Source organism: Psychrobacillus sp. L3 (genome assembly GCF_042945595.1).
Classification (GTDB): Bacteria; Bacillota; Bacilli; order Bacillales_A; family Planococcaceae; genus Psychrobacillus.
Genome location: NZ_CP168493.1, coordinates 774,133 through 792,505 on the forward strand (window position 1 = coordinate 774,133; position 18,373 = coordinate 792,505).

The window sequence follows — 18,373 nt, forward strand, 5'->3', positions numbered from 1 at the left end:
ACGATTATTTTAATAGTCTAAATTGTCGGACGAATTTCATTGATAAACAAGGACCCAAATATTAACGTAGAGTACGTGGTATTACCTCGGTTCATGGTAAATCGCCATTTAAATTTTTTGCAGTATAGAAAATTGATATTTATTTTATTTTCATAGGAGGCGAGTGATGAAATGAAAAAGTTAAAAGAGTAAGTAATAGCAGTTGTTTAGTTAGATCCTTGCTTCCTAATTCCAAACTAAGTTGCGCTAAAAGCTTCATGTCAAATTGTTTCTTCGGCAAAGAATGTCTAATAAGTGATTAAGAAAAGATGTTACAGATTTCTAAAAAAAGATTAATAGACGAATAAATAATCATTTCTTAAGCTACAAGAGGTCATAGAAATATAGACCAGCACATAAATTAGGAAAGTACCATATCAAGCATAAGTTACTCTATTTCATAGGAAGGATGCGGTCCCAATAAAACGATATTAGCAATTAGTATGGAAAAACTCATAGTTTCATAATGCAAAACTATCTGTACTAAGGGGGAAATATATTGAAGAAAAAATTAGTTAATCGGTTATTTAGTACTTTAATGGTACTAGCTATGGTATTCTCGTTGATTGGTCCGACGATGACTGCATCTGCAAATGTAGGAACGAAACCATTCAAACAAACTATTCCGAACGAAAGTACGATGCAGTTAAAGGCAGCAATCGCTGAGCAACTAGATTTGTTGGATGGTGCTCCAAAACTACACAAAGAATTACAAAATTTATCGGGCAATCAAGAAGTTGCAGTAATCATACATTTATCTGAAAAACCAGTTGCCCTTGAAAAGGGAATAAATGAATTAAAAGGAAAAGCGTTCTCCGTCTCACAAGAGAATCAAGTAAGAACAAAAGTAAAAGCACAACAGACATCCGTAAAAAAAGAATTAAGTATGAATAATATTGTTATTAAGCAAGGGTATGCTTTCGATACAGTTTTAAATGGTTTTGCAGCAGTTGTAAAAGCGGATGACCTCGAGAAACTACTTACAATTCCAGGGATTACGCTAGTAGAACCTGATGCAATCGTTTATGCAATGGAAGAACCACAAAAAACGAAACCAACTAAAACTACTATGCCAAGTAAAGATGCTATAGTAGACGCGAAAATGAATACAAGTATTTCGTTTTTAGGAATTGAAAAGCTTTGGAATGAAGGAATACAAGGGCAAGGAATTAAAGTTGGAGTACTAGATACAGGAATCGATGCAAATCACCCAGAGTTTGCGGGAATATTTAAAGGTGGAAAGAACTTTATCCCGAACTCATCTGCCTATACAAGACCTCGTGCGGATGATGATGCATCGGAAACTTCTCCTGTAGAGCGTCCTGCAGGAACTCCAGAGATTAATGAAAGAGGAAGTGCGTTCTATACTTCTCATGGCACACATGTTGCAGGTACAATTGCAGCAATTGGCGCAAACCAATACGGTATTAAAGGGATTGCACCTAAAGTAGACCTTTATGCTTATCGTGTACTTGGAGCATATGGAAGTGGGTCTTCTTCTGGTATCGTTAAAGGAATTGACACAGCTGTAAAAGACAAGATGGATGTTATCAACTTATCTCTAGGTGGAGGATCAAACACAGAAACCGATGCAGGAGCCTTTGCGATCAACAACGCAATGATGGCGGGAACAATTAGTGTACTTGCAACTGGTAACGATGGACCTACTCGTGGAACAATTTCACCTCCAGCTACATCTCGTTTAGGAATTGCAGTTGGTAACACTACTAACCCAGAAACTATGTACAACGGAGAAGTAAAAGTTACGGTTGGTGCTTATAATCTTACGAAACAACTACAATTGATGGGAACTACTTTTGGTAAAGACTTAGCAACACAACTTCAAGGCGAATTTGACGTAGTTGCAGTTCCTGGAAACGGAGAAGCAAAAGATTATGTTGGAATCGATGTAAAAGGAAAAGTTGCGCTAATTTCTCGTGGAAGCATTGCATTTGTCGATAAAATTGCATATGCAAAAGCAAACGGAGCAGTAGCAACGATTATCCATAACTTTGCTGGTGGTACGAATGCTCCAAATGCATCCGGAACTTTCCTAGGTGATTCATTTGAATTCATCCCAACGTATGATATGTCTCAAACAGATGGAGATGCAATTCGTGCAGCATTAAAAAATGGAGCAGGAACTGTTAAGTTTGGTAACTTTAATTCTACTAAAACAATTGGTGATGATGTAAACGATTCAAGTTCACGTGGACCAACTACTCCAAACTTTGATATCAAACCAGATGTAAGTGCACCTGGTACGAATATTATGTCCACAATTCCAATGTACAAAGCGGATTTCCCGAATGCTGTTTATAATGAAGCATATGATCGTAAAACGGGAACATCGATGGCTACACCGCATATCGCAGGAATCGCAGCACTTGTCAAACAAGCGAATCCAAGTTGGAATGCGTTCGATGTAAAAGTAGCGCTTTCTAATACAGCTAAAATCCTTAATAAAACAAAATACGATGTATTCGCTCAAGGTGCTGGACGTGTGGATGCATATGCGGCCGCTCACCCATCTGTACTTGCATATGCTATCGACCAGGCTGTTTTAGATGGAACTGGAGTAAAAGTTGAAAACCTAAAAGGAACTGTTACTTTCGGTCCACAGCCACTATCAGCAAATATTTCGGTTACGAAACAAGTACGTGTAAAAGATTTGAAGGGTAACGGTGGAAATTATAATGTGACAGTGGATGTTACCAAGACATTTGGTGATGCCAAAGTGACTGTTGACAAACCGACATTCACGTTGGCTGGTGAACAACTGTTAAATGTTACGTTAACTGCTTCAAAAGCTACAGCTCCAAAAGGATCAGAAATATTAGGATATATCCGTATTAACGGTGGAGGATCCGAAATTTCATTGCCATTTGCAGCTGACTTAAGTAGCGTGGTTCCAATAGAAATTACGAATATGAAAATAACAGAAACAGACCTATCCTTTAACGGAGATGGTGTGAAGGATTCAGCTGTGCTTTCCTTCACGTTGACTGGCAATGTAGCAACCAACTATATCGAAATCTGGGATATCATGAATCCTGATGGTGGAGAATACGGAGATGGTTACATCGGTTACCTACATGCAGCTGCTTCACTTGCAAAAGGTTCCTATACGCTACCTGTTGCTGGGCAGTACAAACCATGGGGCAGTGCACCTGCAACAACGATTCCAGATGGTTTATATACGATTGACTTTTCAGCAAATTCAACTACTGGACCTCTTGGTGCCTACGTTGGACCAATTGTTGTTAAAACAACGAAACCAGTAATTACAGGTTCGGTTACAGGTATGCAAGCAACTGGGAAAGTAACGGACAAATATATCGAATATAATGAAGAATTATATTTGTATGGTTTGGATTATGATTTGAATAAAAAACTGCATGCCTCTTATGTTGCGACTGTAAATGGGGTAGCAAAAGAAGCAGTGAAATTCAATCTACAACAAGATGGATCATTCACATTCCCAGTAACTGCTGAGACAGATGCTGTAACCGTTAAAGTTACGGATGAGGCAGGCAATTTTGGAGAAGCATTAATTTATGAAAAGAAAGAGCCAGAAGCAGTAGTAACACTTTCTGTAAACCCAACGGAACTTGATTTGACTACTGGCGGAACAGCTCAACTTGCTGTTACAGAAACTTCCACACCAGCAACAGGGCAAGCTACGAACAAAGACGTAACTGCAGCAGCTACGTACGTTGTAGCAGACGAATCAGTTGCAAAAGTTACGAACGGACTTGTAACTGCAGTGGCTAAAGGCTCCACTACGATTACTATTTCTCATGGTGCCAATAAAGTAACTGTAAATGTGACGGTAAAAGATCCTGTAGTAGTGGTACCAGGAGTGACACTGACTGCGAACAACACACAAATTTATTTGGAACCAGGAAAAGAAGCTCAATTGACGATTACAGAACTAACAACAACTTCAGATGGAAAAACAACTCAAAAAGACGTAACAAAAGCTGCTACGTATAAAGTTGCGGATGGTAAAGTGGCTTCTGTAACAAATGGTTTAGTAACAGCAAAAAATGAAGGAAGTACAACAATTACCGTTAAATATGGTAAAAATGAATTAACTGTAAATGTAACAGTTAAAGCACCAGTGGTGACACTGACTGCAAACAAAACACAAATTAACCTAGATCCAGGTAAAGAAGCAAAACTGGTTATTAAAGAAGTAACAACAGCAGCAGATGGAACAACAAAACAGACAGACGTAACAAAAGCTGCTACGTATAAAGTAGCAGATGGTAAAGTGGTATCTGTATCTGAGGGCGTAGTAACAGCAAAAGCGGCGGGAAGTACAACAATCACAGTTAAACATGGTAAAAATGAGTTAACAGTAAATGTGAAGGTGACCGAACCAGGGGTGACACTCACTGCAAACAAAACAGACATTGTTCTTGAACCAGGAAAAGAATCCCAACTGACGATTAAAGAAGTAACAACAGGAGCAGATGGAAAAGAAAAACAGACAGACGTTACAAAATTTGCAACGTATACTGTAGTAGATGAAAAAGTAGCTTCTGTAAAAAATGGTTTAGTTATAGCAAAAGCAGGGGGAAGTACAACAATCACTGTTAAATACGGTAAAAATGAATTAACAGTTAATGTGAAGGTTACAGAACCGCAAGTAACCCTAACTTCAAACAAAACAGACATTGTTCTTGAACCAGAAAAAGAATCAAAACTAACGATTAAACAAGTAACTATCGGAGCAGATGGAAAAGAAAAACAAACAGACGTCACAAATTTTGCAACGTACACAGTAGCAGATAGCAAAGTGGCTTCCGTAAGTAGTACAGGTATCGTAAGAGCAGAGGCAGTAGGCAGCACAACAGTCACTGTTAAATACGGTAAAAATGAATTGACTGTCAATGTGAAGGTTGCAGAGCCAGTAGTGACATTATCTGTAAACAAAACACAAATTGATTTAGAACCAGGAAAAGAATCACAACTGACGGTTAAAGAATTAACCATATCAGTGGATGGAAAAACAACCGAAAAAAATGTGACAAAAGCAGCGACTTATACAGTAGAAAATAGTAAAGTGGCATCCGTAACGGATGGTTTAATAAGAGCAAAAGCAGTAGGAAGTACAAAAATTACCGTTAAACACGGTAAAAATGAATTAACTGTCACTGTGAACGTTACAGAACCAGTCGTGACGTTGAATGCAAACGTAACACAACTTGACTTGGAACTAGGAAATGAAGCGCAGCTGAGATTAAAAGAAGTAACCACAACGGCTGATGGAAAAGTAACAGAAAAAGATGTTACAACATCCGCAACTTATAAAGTAGCAGACAGTAAAGTGGTCTCAGTAACGAATGGTTTAATAAAAGCAAAAGCTGAAGGAAGCACAACAATCACTGTTAATTACGGTAAAAATGAATTAACTATAAACGTGACTGTTGCAGCACCAAAAGTAACATTGGTTACTGACCAAGTGAAACTTGAGTTGAAACCAGGAAAAGAAGTACAACTGACTTTGAAAGAAGTAACAACAATGCCAGATGGAACAACAACCGGAAGAGATGTTTCAACATCTGCAAAATATACAGTAGCAAATAGTAAAGTAGCTTCCGTAAGTAACGGTTTAGTAAGAGCAAAAGCAGAAGGAACTACAACAATCACGGTTAAATACGGTAAAAATGAAGTGACAATTGAAGTGATTGTTGGAAACCCTTTAGTAGTAAGAGAATTAGAAGTTAACTGATTTCTATTCCCATTAATAAAGTGCTGACAAAGCTCAACAACTGAGTAAAGGTACCAGATTCTAAAACAATCCAGAATTCATTGAGAAACTGGTATCTAGCATTAGATGACCTATAAAACTCGTACTAAAAAAATCTCCCTTCTCCTAAAAATAGGACGAAGGGAGATTTTTTTTTTATACAAAAGTATTTCAGTTACTTTTTGTTACAGGAGTGTTACTGGTGCCTGGCACCAGTAACACTCCTGTAACAATTGTTTGAGTTAGGATTCATCATATCAGCATTTAATATAACATACATTGTATAGTACAGCATTCGATTGATTGAGGAATCTCCAATTGAAAGTGTTGTTGCATTCAACTTAGTGATTTGTAAAGAAAGGACGGGATCTAAAGCATCTGTAATTATCAATGTAATACAAACTCAAATCTCCACTAGCGTTAAAGATTGTCATTAATATTGCCAAAAGGGGGAAACTAATTGAAGAAAAAAAAGCTTAATAAGTTTTTTAGCGCTTTCTTGACGTTAATTATGGTATTCACGATGCTATCTCCAATGAACGTATTCGCAAACACTGGAGACAAGCTAAATATTCAAAATGCTACTAATGAAAGCAAAATACAAGCAGAAAAAGCTATTAATGAACAATTAGCTTTAAGAAATGTACAAGCCACGTTACATGAAGATTTACAAGAATTAACGGGGGAAGAAGAAGTAGCTGTAATTATTCATTTATCTGAAAATTCAGTAGCGCTTGAAAAAGGAATTAAAGAGTTAAGTGGAAAAAAATTCACAGCATCAGATGCATCATCTGCGGAACGAAAAGTAAATACACAGCAAATTTTAGTTGAGAAAGAAATGAAAGCAAAAAATATTTCCATTAAAGAAGGTTACTCTTTCCATACTGTTCTGAATGGTTTTGGGGCGAAAGTGAAAGCAAGTGATTTAAAAAAGATTCTGTCAATCCAAGGTGTCACCCTAGTTGAGCCTGACGAAATTAGATATGCACTCGATAGCGAAGAAGAAAGTGTAAATGTTGATGCAGTAAACGGAAATATTGGTGAGGCAAATAATACAAGTATTTCTCATTTAGGTATTGAAAAAGTATGGGCAAGAGGATTCAAAGGGAAAGGGATTAAAGTTGGAGTAGTCGACACAGGAATTGACTACACTCACCCTGAATTTGTTGGAGTATATAAAGGTGGGAAAAACTTTGTACCTCATGATGTTGGGGGGGATTATTCTCGTCCTAGAGATGACAATGATCCTTATGAAACAGCTCCATTAGACCGGGATCCAAATAATCCAAATACACCAGTCACACAAGCTGGTAGTACATTTGCCACTTCTCACGGTACTCACGTATCAGGAACAATTGCGGGAATTGGAGCAAATGAATATGGAATTAGTGGACTTTCACCAGAAGTAGAATTACATGTATACCGCGTTTTAGGTGCATATGGAAGTGGGTATACTTCGTGGGTTATTAGAGGAATTGAGGCAGCAGTTGAAGAAGGAATGGACGTTATTAATTTATCTCTTGGCGGACCTTCCATGAGTTCAGTTACAGCTGACGCCTTCGCAATTAACAATGCGATGCTAGCGGGTACTGTGGCAGCTGTGGCAACAGGAAACTCAGGATCTGCTCGCGGATCTATAGGCAGTCCTGCAACTGCAGCACTAGGTATTGCGGTTGGAAACTCGACAAATCCAGCCATAACCGAAACAGGGGCAACATTAACCGTAAAAGCGGAATCTTACGGCAAGTCATATGATCTAAATTATATGGCATATAAATTTGGTGCGAAACCAGGCGAACAACTAACTGGTGAGTACGATCTTGTTGCAGTTCCAAATGTTGGAGCACCTATAGATTACGAAGGTCTTGACGTTAATGGGAAAGTCGTACTCGTTTCCCGTGGAGAAACAGCATTCGTTGACAAAATTGATGTTGCCAAAAAAGCGGGAGCAGTTGCGGTTATTATTCATAATAATGCAGGTACTGGATTGATAAATTCTAATCAGGGTTCTGGATTTGCCTTTATTACGACATTTGATATGTCCTTACCTGAAGGGACTTTACTAAGAACTGCGCTTGCTTCAAAACCAGGGAAAATTTCATTTAGCAATTTTAAGAATACAGTATCTGGTGGAGACACGTTGAGTAGTTCTAGCTCACGAGGACCTACAAATCCAGATTTCGATATAAAACCAGATGTAGTTGCACCAGGTACGAATATAATGTCCACAATACCAATGTATGGAAAAGACGTTCCAGGAGCAGATTATAGCGGAGCATTTGGAAGGAAATCAGGTACTTCAATGGCGACGCCACATATTGCAGCTATTAGTGCGCTAATGCTTCAAGCGAATCCAACTTGGACGCCATTCGATGTAAAGGTATCCTTATCAAATACTGCAAAACTGTTAAATACAACTACGTATGACGTTTTTGCACAAGGGCCTGGGCGTGTTCAACCTTATGAAGCTGCATTCCCTACCGTTCTTGCATACGCACTGGATAGCAATGAAATTCAAAGAAAAGTAATAGCTCATGAAAAAGGTACAGTTAGATTTGGAAAACAAAGTAAAATTTCCACTGAAGACATTTCGGTAACAAAACAAATTCGCGTAGAGGACTTTGCGAAACTTGGTGGGGACTATACTGTTGATGTACAAATTACAAAAGCATTCGCTGGGGCGACAGTTACGGTTAATAAACCGACATTCAAATTGAATGGCTCAGAAATGATTGACGTAACATTGAAAGCACCAAAAACAACAGTTACCGCTGCAGCTGAAATTCTTGGTTACATTTATGTTAAAGGAAATGGAAAAGAAATTTCATTGCCATTTGCAGCAGAATTCACGCCAAATAACGTAAAAGCTGTTGGTGTATCTAGCGTTAAAGTATCAGACTATGACTTATCATTTAATAGTGAAAGTACAAAAAAATCATCGACCGTATCGGGTGTATTAGGTGGGACTGGGACCACCAGATATGGCGAAATTTCCGTGGAACTATCAGACTTACTAAACCATGGAGATGAAATTGGAACAATCTACAATAAAGCAGGTTCGTTCACAAGTGGGCAACTCTCTTACCCGATTAATGGAACATATACTAATGGTGATGGTAATATTGTAAAAATGGCTGACGGAGCTTATTCGCTTGCCATTTATGCATCAAATACTAGTGGTAGTACCTGGTATGGCGATGCAGATCCAGAGCCATTATTCGTGAAGAGTACACCAGCAACAATCGATACAGCGAAATCACATGAAACTGTTAAACCTGAGTATCAGTTTAATGGAACAGTTGTGGATGATTACATTAATTTTATCAAGGCTCTTGTAGCAATTGGATATAAATTTGATGTAAATGAAAAACTATCTGTGATGTTCAAAGTAGTTAATGCAAAAGGCGAAAAAATCGGTGAAGGCCCAGTGACGCTTGAACAAGACGGTAAGTTCTCACTCGACCTTACTAACTTAACACTAGGTGAAAACATAGTCACAATCTATGTAAATGATGCAGCTGGAAATAAAGCCGAGCAATCGTTTGAAGTAGCTTACTCTGAACCTGTAGTAACACTTTCTGTAAACCCAACGAAACTTGATTTGACTACTGGTGGAACAGCCCAACTTGCAGTTACAGAAACTTCCACACCAGCAACAGGTGGAGCTACGAACAAAGACGTAACAGCAGCAGCTACGTACGTTGTAGCAGACGAATCAGTTGCAAAAGTTACGAACGGACTTGTAACTGCAGTGGCAAAAGGCTCCACTACGATTACTATTTCTCATGGTGCCAATAAAGTGACTGTAAATGTGACGGTAAAAGATTCTGTAGTTGTAGTACCAGGTGTGACACTGACTGCGAACAACACACAGATTGGTTTGGAACCTGGAAAAGAAGCGCAACTAACGATTACAGAAGTAACAACAACTTCAGATGGAAAAACAACGCAAAAAGACGTAACAAAAGCTGCTACGTATAAAGTGGTGGATAGTAAAGTGGCTTCCGTTACAAATGGTTTAGTAACAGCAAAAAATGAAGGAAGTACAACAATTACCGTTAAATATGGTAAAAATGAATTAACTGTAAATGTGACAGTTAAAGCACCAGTAGTGACACTGACTGCAAACAAAACAGAACTTAATTTAGATCCAGGAAAAGAAGCACAACTGACGATTAAAGAAGTAATAACAGCGGCAGATGGAACAACAAAACAAACAGACGTAACAAAAGCTGCAACGTATAAAGTAGCAGATGGTAAAGTGGTTTCCGTAACGAATGGTTTAGTAACTGCAAATGCTGCTGGGAAAACAACAATCACCGTTAAACATGGTAAAAATGAGTTAACTGTCAATGTGAATGTGGCCGAACCAGGTGTGAAACTAACTACAAACAAAACAGACATTGTTCTAGATCCAGGAAAAGAATCCCAAATGACTATTAAAGAAGTAACAACAGGAGCAGATGGAAAAGAAAAACAGACAGACGTTACAAAATTTGCAACGTATGTAGTAGCAGATGAAAAAGTGGCTTCTGTAAAAAGTGGTTTAGTCATAGCAAAAGCTGCAGGAAGTACAACAATCACTGTTAAATACGGTAAAAATGAATTAACTGTTAATGTGAAGGTTATAGAACCGCAAGTAACACTAACTACAAACAAAACCGACATTGTGCTGGAACCAGAAAAAGAATCAAAACTAACGATTAAACAAGTAACAACAACGGCAGATGGAAAAACAAAAGAAGTAGATGTTACAAATTTTGCAACGTATACAGTAGCTGATAGCAAAGTGGCTTCCGTAAGTAGTACTGGTATCGTAAGAGCAGAAGCAGTAGGCGGTACAACAGTCACTGTTAAATACGGTAAAAATGAGTTGACTGTCAATGTGCAGGTTGCAGAACCAGTAGTTACATTATCTGTAAACAAAACAAAAATTGATTTAGAGCCAGGAAAAGAATTCCAACTGACAGTTAAAGAACAAACGATATTGTTGGATGGAAAAATAACCGAAAAAAATGTGACAAAAGCGGCTACTTATACAGTTAAAAATGGTAAAGTGGCAACTGTAACGGATGGTTTAATAAGAGCAAAAGCAGAAGGAACAACAGAGATTACCGTTAAACACGGTAAAAATGAATTAACAGTCAAAGTGAACGTAACAGAACCAGTCATGACACTGGATGCAAACGTAACACAACTTGATCTGGAAGTAGGAAATGAAGTACAACTAACGATGAAAGAAGTAACAACAACGGCAGATGGAAAAGTAACAGAAAAAGATGTGACTACCGCTGCAACATATAAAGTAGCAGATGCTAAAGTGGCTTCCGTAACAAATGGCTTAGTAAAAGCAAAAGCAGAAGGTAGCACAACAATTACTGTTAAATACGGTAAAAATGAAGTAACCATAACCGTGACTGTTGCAGCACCAAAAGTAACATTGGTTACTGACCAAGCGAAACTTGAGTTGAAACCAGGAAAAGAATCCCAGCTAACTTTGAAAGAAGTAACAACAATGCCAGATGGAACAACATCCGAAAGAGATGTTACAACATCTGCAAATTATACAGTAGCAAATAGTAAAGTAGCTTCTGTAAGTAACGGTTTAGTAAGAGCAAAAGCAGAAGGAACTACAACAATCACTGTTAAATACGGTAAAAATGAAGTGACAATTGAAGTAATCGTTGGAAACCCTTTAATAGTAGGAAAGTTAGAAGTCAACTAATTTCTAATCCCTTTAATAAAGAACTGACAAAACTCTACAATCTAGTAGAGAGTAGCGAAAGGTTCATATGATCCAAGACGAAGTAGCCAGCAACTTGGCTACTTCGTTTTTGTTTGATTATTGAACGAGAGCACTTTTGGCAAATGCGAAAGCACACACCCAATACGGGAGGAATCCACCTGTACGAGAGCGACAAAGGCCCTCTTAATTCTTCGCAGGCATATTCTCGCGCAACTTAGTCAACAAGCGTTCTCGTCTTTTCTTTATGCCTGGAATGGTAATTCCTGCACGTGTTGCTGCTTGTTGTAAAGAGATTCCTTCGACAAAGATCCATAAGATTAGTTCTCGCTCGTTCGTTGTTAATTTTTCTAATGCTAACGCTAAATCTTCATGTTGGATGCATCTGACTAATGTTTGCTCTACTAGAAATGACAGTTTTTCTTCTTCTACTGGATTAATTGTTTCTTCTATATGGTTTTCTTTTTTTAATTCGTCCAGAATCGCTCCGTAAATGCACCGGTATGCATACGGGGCGAACTCTCCCCTCCCCGAATCGAATTTTACCCAAGCTTTCCATAAAGCAATTCTCCCAGCTTGTCTATATAATTCATGATTTTTGTAGATGTTTAATTTTCGGATACATGCAAAAATCATTGGTTCATATTGTACTAAATGCTCTTCGAATATTGACACCGTTCTTTCCTTTGGAGTCGTGCACGATTCAATTATTCCTAGGTAGCCTCAGCATAATCGGTCTTCACATCATTTTCCAAAAGCAAAAGAAAGACTACTCTTTGTACAAACATCCTGTTCGATCTAGTAGAATTAGTTGTTTAATATTGGGAATGTTAACTAATACATAAAAATAATTCACATAATTACATATTTTCAGTAAATTTAGACTATACAAATATATGCAAGTTTGGTAGTATATATCCATAGTTAATGAAAAGGGGGATTTATTTTTGAAAAACTGTGATTCGAAATTAATAAACAAACATACTTTAATGCTTGAATCCGTATTTACAGGAGCGTTTAAATCGAAAATTATTACAACCCATGGAATCTATTATTCCAAAATGACTGTGAAACAATTGCTCAGTAATGCTTGCATTCTATTCGCTTCTACACTAGAAGGACGCATACAAGCAATAAAAAAACTAATGAAATACTTCGTTAAAACGCCTATTCTCATTGATCCAAATGAGATAGGAGCATTTCCAACTAAGTCTTATAAAAACGTCGAATGTGTTTGGATTTTCAATCACCATTTTGAAATAGAGTCAACAGGAAAAGGAAAGTCCCAAGTGATATTCAGCAACGGTATGTCCTTTCCAGTAAATGTCTCCAAAAACGTGCTACTTAAACAACAACAAAGACTACACACCTCAATCGATACTTACCGCCTTATTCACCGTAATTTAGATCATAGATAGGGAACCGACAAGCCTAAAAAGGTAGATTTTCGCTTAAATGATAAGCTAGATTCAAGGTAAAAATAGCTCTTTGCATTCGCGAAGAGCTTTTTACACGCAAAAGTATTTCCATAATATTGCTGAACACGACAACGTACCTAGCAAGCGTGACAACACGCCAAACAGGACAAAACAGAAGCCAAAAGCGACAAAACCTAAAGAGGTGGCTTTTATGGTGCGTGGGTTTGTGGTTATTAAATTCCTATCTATATAAAAGTTGTTTTTTAATCTGCTTAATCACCTACATACTCAGTTAATAGATTTGAAAAGTAGTAGAGAAGGCCGCTCTATTGTAAAATAGAATAATATTCAAAAGGAGGAAATTAATTATGATGAAAAAAATTGTACAAATAGCATTCGTATTTATTCTTTTTATTTCAGTTTTGACAATGCATACATTTCAAGCAAGTGCGAGCACCAAAGTGATGTGGGGGAAAACAGAATTAAAGGTAGGTCAAATTGGGAAAGTAACTATTTATACAAGCACAAGTTTATGGAAATTAGAAAATGATAATTCTTTGACAAAAATCCGTGATCTGAAAAAAGGGGAAGAGTATCGAGTATATAGCTATAAAAGCAATAATAATGGACTGTATGGAGTTGGTGGAGGGGCATTCGTTCAAAAAGATGCTGCAGTTAAGTATGAAACGCCTTCCAAGAGTAAGTTAAATCTATTAATACAAGTAAATGGCGGTACTGTGGACAAACCAAAGGAAACAGAAGCTCCATTAGAAGTAATCTCTGTGGAATAGGGCAAACGAATGGGTTCTTTATTAGTCAATAGAAACGAGGGGAAAGCATTGGGGAATATACTTGTATTAGGTGGTACTCAATTTTTCGGGAAAAAGCTTGTATATAAGCTTTTAGGAAATGGGTTGAACGTAACGATAGCAACGCGTGGTCTTAACAAGGATCCATTTGGGGATAAGGTGGAACGTCTAATTATCGACAGAGAGAACAAGTCATCACTAGAGGAAGCCTTTGCAAATGGGAACTGGGACATCGTATACGATCAATCCTGTCAATCCCCACAGGAAGCATTGGATACAGTAGGTGCTTTAAAAGGGAAGGCGAAACGGTATATATTTACTTCTACACAAGCAGTTTACGAGTACGGCACGCAGTGGAGAGAAGAAGATTTTATGCCCGAACATTTTTCATTTGACTATAAAAGTAGAAAGCAATATGTAGGTTATGAGGGTTATCAAGAAGCAAAACGGGCTTCTGAAACGGTATTATTCACGCAAAGTGATTTTGAAGTGGTGGCTGTTCGTTTTCCGCTTGTTATTGGAAAAGATGATTTTACGGGAAGATTAAAATTTCATGTAGACAAAGTGTTGAATAATGACCAGATAGGAATTGCAAATCCAACATGTCGCTATAGCTTTATCCTTTCCGATGAAGCAGCAGAATTTCTATATAAAATTGGCCATTCCTCCTTTTCTGGCACAATTAATCCCGGTTGTGCAGAAGATATTTCACTAAAAGACCTTGTCGGAAAAATAGAAAATCGCGTAGGGAAATCGGCTAATATTATAAATGATGCACCAGTAGCAAACACATCACCATATGCACTTCCAGGTTCATGGTCAATAAATACGGAAAAAGCGAATCGACTAGGCTATCAATTTTCAGATTTACATACAATATTGAATGAGCTGATTGATTATTATTTTGCGATTGATCAGGACAAATAAGTTTGGAAAAAAGAATAACCGCTCTATAAAGAGCGGTTAACTGTACTATCTTTTAGGATTTGGTCCGTATTTATTCTCACTATTCTGTCCATCTTGACACGTAAATACAATTACAATAATAGGACCAACTAGTGGGATTAGATTAAGTAAAAACAACCATCCACTCCGGCCGGTATCATGTAATCTTCGAACGGTAACCGCTATAGCTGGAAGCAAAGTTGCTAATGAATAAAGTCCTGTTAATAAAGAAGATATACCTACGATTAACTCCACGATTGCAAAAACGATGGAAATGATTATATCGAATAGAATAAACATCCAGTATTCCTTACGTCTTGCTCTTCCTTGAAATCCTACATAATTCTTTAATACTTTCAAATACCAATACAAACAAAATCCCCCTGAAAATTCTAAGATGTTAACAGCAGTTATTTACTATTACAGGCTAAGTATATCATTTGGATATTCCTTTTTTAATAGGTAAATAATTCCTTGTGAATTCATCCTTTAGTCTGCCATTTCAATTATAGCTAGAAAAAAATACAATCCAGGAGCTTATTCACTTGCTGGATTGTTTTATATCGAGGTCAATGAGTGTAAGTGACACGTCCTTGTATTAGAAACAATTATGGAGATCGCGTTTGCAGAACTCTTACAAAAGTATGGTTACGTGAAAAACCTTATGAGGATATTACAGAACTGATTATAAGTGAGGATTATTGAATTGAAAAAAATACTATACAATAAATGGAAACAAATGACACGTCGCCTTTTTAACATTTTTTCTATTTTAGTTCATACGTTCCAACAAGTTCAATTGAACTAAGAACAGATTTTGCCATTGAGCAGTTCTTCTTTGTTAATTCGAAGACCTTATCCATTCTAGATGCGTTAATTTCGAGCACTTCAATGATAAAATGAAGATGCATTTTTTCCACCTTGTTCGCTATCTCCTCATTTCTTTTTACTTCCTTCACTAATAAGCTTTGTATGTCCCAACCATCAAATGATCAACAGAAGTGAAGTTGCTCAAATAAGGCTAATATGTGACAATAAAACTAAATATCATAAAGATGTACGAATCAAGCTAAGGGGATAGAGCAATGAAAGCCAATAAAGATTTTTTCCGGATAATACCGTTTTTATATGTGGTTATAGGACCAATTTGGATTATTGGTACCGATTATTTACTAAGTATTTCTAACCTTTCTCCTGAAAAAGAGCTTTTTGTGGATAAATGCAAAGGGATGTTGTTTGTAATCCTCACAGCTGTACTTTTATTTGTCTTGATAAAAAATTTAAGGGACACCAAACAAATCGAAGAAGAAAAAGAGAAGCTCTCGTTGTTAATTGATGCAATGCCCGACTTTGTCTCATTTAAAGATGGAGAAGGAAAGTGGCAGCAAATAAATAAGTTTGGTGCGGAGTTATTCGAACTGGATGGTATTGATTATAAAGGGAAGACAGATAAAGAGATGGCGGAGTATACAGATTTCTATCATGATGCTCTGATATACTGTATCGGTACAGACGAAGAGGCATGGAAGGCAGGAAAGATAAGCCGTTGTGAAGAAACAATCCCTTTACGAGATGGATCAGCTAAATTTTTCGACGCATTAAAAGTGCCTATTTTTAATACGGACGGTTCGAGAAAAGGATTGGTTGTCATTGGAAGAGATATTACCTCTTTAAAAGAAGCAGAAAGCAAGTTAAGACAATCGGAAAAAATGTCTGCATTAGGTGAGCTAGCTGCCGGTATTGTACATGAAATACGAAACCCACTCGCTACTATTCGAGGCTTTATGCAAATGAGTCAAGCAAAAACAATAAACCTTGAAGAGCATACTGATGTGTTGGTGGATGAAATAGATCGGATTAATAGTATAGTGAACGAATTATTGATGATTTCGAAACCAACCGATATTGTTTTGATTAACCAAAATGTAAATACCATTGTAAGCGAAGTCGTTCAATTGTTTTCGATGGAAGCAACTCAACAAAGCAAGCGATTAAACGTGAGTGACCTGGGACAATTTGATACATATTGCAATGAACATAAATTAAAACAAGTATTTATAAATATACTGAAAAATGCACTAGAAGCAATCTCTCAAAATGGGGACGTCAACATCACGATATATGAGAAGAATGAGGATTATGTAGCTATTAAGTTTGAGGATAATGGCTGCGGAATGGAAGAAGCGGATTTACATCACATGGGTGATCCCTTTTACAGCCTAAAAGAAAACGGTATAGGCTTAGGAATGACTGTAAGCTTTAACATAATCGAAGCACACAAAGGTTCAATCCAAATCAAAAGCGAAGTGAATGTAGGAACAAGTGTAGAGATATTGTTACCTAAGTCGAAACCTTGAAAATGTGTCCTTGTGCTAGTAGAAAGTGGTAGGTTCCTGCCAAATTTATCCTCATTTCAGATGAGCTGTTCCGGCAATTAATTTGCCGGAGCAGCTTTTTGGTTTATTAAAAAAGTAATGTTGATCATACGAGCGAAATAAATTTTATATTCGACAAAGTAGGGTAAGTAACAGGCTCTCACTCGATTTGTACCATCATCGTTATAAAACCTATTCTGGATGAGCAGCAACGGAGTAACTCAGAAAATCTGCGGCGTACCTCAGAAAATCTCGGAGTATCTCAGAAAATCCAAGGAGTATTTCAGAAAATACATGGTGTATCTCCAAAATCATGTAATACTCTGATAAAAGGCTTCAATTCATCCTTAAATAATTTGATGTATAAGTAGAAAAAGGGTAAAAAGAGATCCAGTGGTGAATAAAAGTATTTCTCGAAATAATGCAGATGTATTCTGCAGAAATACAAACTAACTCTCCACAATCATCCATATGGAACGTTCCATGGTTCATGAAAAAACATAAGAACGTCTTGCCATTCTAAGATCTGAAAAGCGAAAGAGAAGGTGAAAAATAATGCCTTCTCTTTTTAGATTCCAAAAACCTTTTCTTTATAGGAGAGAATTTCTCAATACAAATGTCGTTTAAGGTCAAGCTCTGTCCCTGTTAATATTACTTTATATCTACTACAATTGTTAAATGTATTGAAAATACTACAAAAAAGTAGAATGTGGTGGAATAAATAATAAAATTTTGTTGTATTAGCTATCTTTTTTTATTAACGGAGGAATATTAAATGGAAGATATAAACGTTTATATTGATTTTAGTATAAATATAGAAGAAGGGACTTCTTTATTTAATGTTCATGCTACGTGCATACTATATCCAAAAGAATTGGATCGAGGAATTAATATAGGACAAGCATCTATGTATTTATTTAACCCTATTAAGAGTTCGTACTCGGAAGTTTGTGATGATGCAGTTTCTATTTCGTCGGATTTATATCATTCACTGACAAACTTAGAAAGTATAGATGAAATAGAAAATATGCATGGATTAGTAGCGACTGCTCATTTTATTAATATGAAAGAAGAGTGGCGTGGAAAAGGCTTATGCCGTGCATTTATGGAAAAAATGATGCAGCAATTGGCAATTTTAAATGTAGAATTGATTGTGCTAATAACAAATGACCACAAGGAAAAAGATTTTTATCATAGACTCGGTTTTGAAAGTCTTAAGAATAATGCCGATATCCCCCTTATGTATAAATATCTAGATGATAAACAGGTAATTTTGTACAACTAAT

Annotated in this window: 10 protein-coding genes; 7 read left to right on the top strand and 3 right to left on the bottom strand. The window is 36.9% G+C overall.

What is annotated here, in order from left to right; genetic code table 11:
• Positions 1–538: 538 nt before the first annotated feature.
• Both ACEPXD_RS03785 and ACEPXD_RS03790 read left to right on the top strand, forming a co-directional pair.
• Positions 539–5,779 (top strand): S8 family serine peptidase, encoded by a 5,241-nt coding sequence (locus ACEPXD_RS03785; RefSeq protein WP_391120095.1) that lies wholly within the window; start codon positions 539–541, stop codon positions 5,777–5,779.
• 478 nt (positions 5,780–6,257) lie between these two features.
• Positions 6,258–11,522, top strand: coding sequence for a S8 family serine peptidase (locus tag ACEPXD_RS03790; RefSeq protein ID WP_391120097.1), 5,265 nt, complete (start codon positions 6,258–6,260; stop codon positions 11,520–11,522).
• A gap of 204 nt (positions 11,523–11,726) precedes the next feature.
• On the opposite strand, the gene ACEPXD_RS03795 is transcribed toward ACEPXD_RS03790, so the two are convergent.
• Positions 11,727–12,215, bottom strand: a complete 489-nt coding sequence (locus tag ACEPXD_RS03795; protein ID WP_391120098.1) for a sigma-70 family RNA polymerase sigma factor — start codon at positions 12,213–12,215, stop codon at positions 11,727–11,729.
• 272 nt (positions 12,216–12,487) lie between these two features.
• Between ACEPXD_RS03795 and ACEPXD_RS03800 the strand changes: the two genes are divergently transcribed.
• From ACEPXD_RS03800 to ACEPXD_RS03810, 3 genes are all read left to right on the top strand, one after another.
• Positions 12,488–12,958: a competence protein ComK gene (locus tag ACEPXD_RS03800; RefSeq protein ID WP_391120100.1), complete on the top strand. Its 471-nt coding sequence runs from the start codon at positions 12,488–12,490 to the stop codon at positions 12,956–12,958.
• Positions 12,959–13,326: 368 nt separating this feature from the next.
• Positions 13,327–13,749 carry a hypothetical protein gene (locus tag ACEPXD_RS03805; protein WP_391120102.1) on the top strand — a complete coding sequence of 141 codons (423 nt, stop codon included), beginning with the start codon at positions 13,327–13,329 and terminating at the stop codon, positions 13,747–13,749.
• A 9-nt stretch (positions 13,750–13,758) separates the two neighbouring features.
• Complete coding sequence (locus ACEPXD_RS03810) at positions 13,759–14,694, top strand: NAD-dependent epimerase/dehydratase family protein (protein WP_391120104.1); 936 nt, start codon at positions 13,759–13,761, stop codon at positions 14,692–14,694.
• Between the two features lie 45 nt (positions 14,695–14,739).
• Here ACEPXD_RS03810 and ACEPXD_RS03815 read toward each other — a convergent pair whose 3' ends face one another.
• A complete protein-coding gene (locus tag ACEPXD_RS03815; protein ID WP_391120106.1) occupies positions 14,740–15,084 on the bottom strand; it encodes a DUF805 domain-containing protein in 345 nt (114 codons plus the stop codon).
• A gap of 395 nt (positions 15,085–15,479) precedes the next feature.
• Positions 15,480–15,632, bottom strand: coding sequence for a hypothetical protein (locus ACEPXD_RS03820; RefSeq protein ID WP_391120108.1), 153 nt, complete (start codon positions 15,630–15,632; stop codon positions 15,480–15,482).
• Positions 15,633–15,797: 165 nt separating this feature from the next.
• On the opposite strand from ACEPXD_RS03820, the gene ACEPXD_RS03825 reads away from it, so the two are divergent.
• On the top strand, positions 15,798–17,069 hold the full coding sequence (locus tag ACEPXD_RS03825) for an ATP-binding protein (protein ID WP_391120110.1): 1,272 nt from the start codon (positions 15,798–15,800) through the stop codon (positions 17,067–17,069).
• A 793-nt stretch (positions 17,070–17,862) separates the two neighbouring features.
• Entirely contained in the window at positions 17,863–18,372 is a 510-nt protein-coding gene (locus ACEPXD_RS03830; protein WP_391120112.1) for a GNAT family N-acetyltransferase, read from the top strand.
• Position 18,373 lies beyond the last annotated feature (1 nt).

What these genes read in the sequence shown, in the direction of transcription:
- ACEPXD_RS03805 (WP_391120102.1), top strand. Translation starts at nt 13,327, where the DNA reads ATGATGAAAAAAATTGTACAAATAGCATTCGTATTTATTCTTTTTATT.
- ACEPXD_RS03830 (WP_391120112.1), top strand. Translation starts at nt 17,863, where the DNA reads ATGGAAGATATAAACGTTTATATTGATTTTAGTATAAATATAGAAGAA.
- ACEPXD_RS03825 (WP_391120110.1), top strand. Translation starts at nt 15,798, where the DNA reads ATGAAAGCCAATAAAGATTTTTTCCGGATAATACCGTTTTTATATGTG.
- ACEPXD_RS03810 (WP_391120104.1), top strand. Translation starts at nt 13,759, where the DNA reads ATGGGTTCTTTATTAGTCAATAGAAACGAGGGGAAAGCATTGGGGAAT.